This is a genomic window from Streptomyces sp. NPDC007162, from assembly GCF_040634175.1.
Taxonomy (GTDB): Bacteria; Actinomycetota; Actinomycetes; order Streptomycetales; family Streptomycetaceae; genus Streptomyces.
This window is the reverse complement of record NZ_JBEYFC010000973.1, coordinates 1-1,558: the sequence shown is the minus strand read 5'-3', so window position 1 is coordinate 1,558 and position 1,558 is coordinate 1. Positions and strand designations below refer to the sequence as shown.

Sequence of the window (1,558 nt, the reverse complement as noted above, 5' to 3'; positions counted from 1 at the left end):
AGGTCGAACACGTCGATGAGGGTGCCCGAAATTACTAAGCGGTAACTTATTCAGTCCGTCTGAGACTACCCGCAATCCTTACCCGCACTGTAGTCAGGTGCGGAGTGATCTGGATCGCTGAGGCCCGCCTGTGCTCCGGCCTCGCAATCCGATCGTGTTATTCGTACATGATTGTTACATTCGGGTCTAATTTGGATCCGTGCTCTACGGGATCGCCGCCGCCACCACTGCCCTGCTGCTCGCCGCCGTCCTCGCCGCGCTGATCCGGCCGCCCGCCCTGCGGCTCGGCCTGGTCGACCGCAGGCGGGCCCGGCCCGTGCCGGCGCTGGGCGGCCTCGCCGTCGTCGGCGCCACCTGCGTGGTCGCTGGGGTCGGCGACTGGAGCGGGGTCGCCCCCCTCGGCGCCGGGGTGGGGGAACTGCTGATCGCCGGGGGAGCCGTCGCGCTGATCGGGGTGGTCGCCGACGTGTGGCGGCTGAAGACCCGTTTCCTGCTGTTCGGTACGGCCGTGGCGGCGGCCTGTGTGGTGCCGTACGGCGAGTTCGGGATCGCCGGCGGGGCGCTGGGCGTCGGCTGGATCGCGTTCGTCGCCGTCGCCTTCAAGGGGCTCGACCACGCCGACGGGCTCGCCGGCACGGTCGGGGTGGTGACCGCCTTCGGGGCCGGTGCCTGTGCCGCCGCCGAGGTGATGGACGGGCTCGCCGTGCTGCTGAGCGTGCTCGCCGCCGCGCTCACCGGGTTCCTGATGCACAACTGGCATCCCGCGCGGATCGCCCTCGGCGCCACCGGCTCGCTGTTCGCCGGGTTCGTGCTGGCCGCGGCCGCGCTGCTGACCCAGACCGGGCACGACCCCGTCACCGGCGCCGGCGAGCTGTTCGCGCTCACCGCCGTCGCGGGCGCCGACGTCCTGGTGGTGGTCCTGTCGCGGCTCCTCGCCGGGCGGCCGGTGCTGCGGCGCGGCCCCGACCATCTCGCGCACCGGCTGCGGCGGTTGGGGCTCACCTCGCAGGGCGCGACGGTGGTGCTGGGGACCGGATCCTTCGCCGGGGTACTCGTCGCGGTGCTCGTGCACGGCGGCTGGGTCGGTCGGACGGGCGCCACATGCGTCGCCTGCGTCACCGTCAGCGTCGTGCTGCTACTCCTTCGGGTGCCGGTGTACGGGCCCCGGCGGCTTGAATCGACGCAGGTCAGCGGGCACCTGCGTGTAAGGAACGGATAAGACTTGAGCCTTATGGACTCAGGTCTGTTGACCCGCGACGAGGCTTCATGCACACTTGAGTCCGTTCCACTCAAGTCAGCTGGAGGAAATCACCATGGCACGTGCGGTCGGCATCGACCTGGGCACGACTAACTCCGTCGTCAGCGTTCTTGAAGGCGGCGAGCCCACCGTCATCACCAACGCCGAGGGTGCCCGGACCACGCCGTCCGTCGTCGCCTTCGCGAAGAACGGCGAAGTTCTGGTCGGCGAGGTCGCCAAGCGTCAGGCGGTCACCAACGTGGACCGGACCATCCGGTCCGTGAAGCGTCACATGGGCACCGACTGGAAGATCCAGCTCGA

Annotated in this window: 2 protein-coding genes; both read left to right on the top strand. The window is 69.8% G+C overall.

Annotation, left to right across the window (positions count from 1 at the left end):
• Nucleotides 1-199 precede the first annotated feature (199 nt).
• Nucleotides 200-1,219, top strand: coding sequence for an MraY family glycosyltransferase (locus tag ABZ646_RS46390; protein WP_360533760.1), 1,020 nt, complete (start codon nt 200-202; stop codon nt 1,217-1,219).
• A gap of 94 nt (nt 1,220-1,313) precedes the next feature.
• Nucleotides 1,314-1,558, top strand: a 245-nt coding sequence (locus ABZ646_RS46385; RefSeq protein ID WP_360533757.1) for an Hsp70 family protein, incomplete at its 3' end; no start/stop codon positions are given.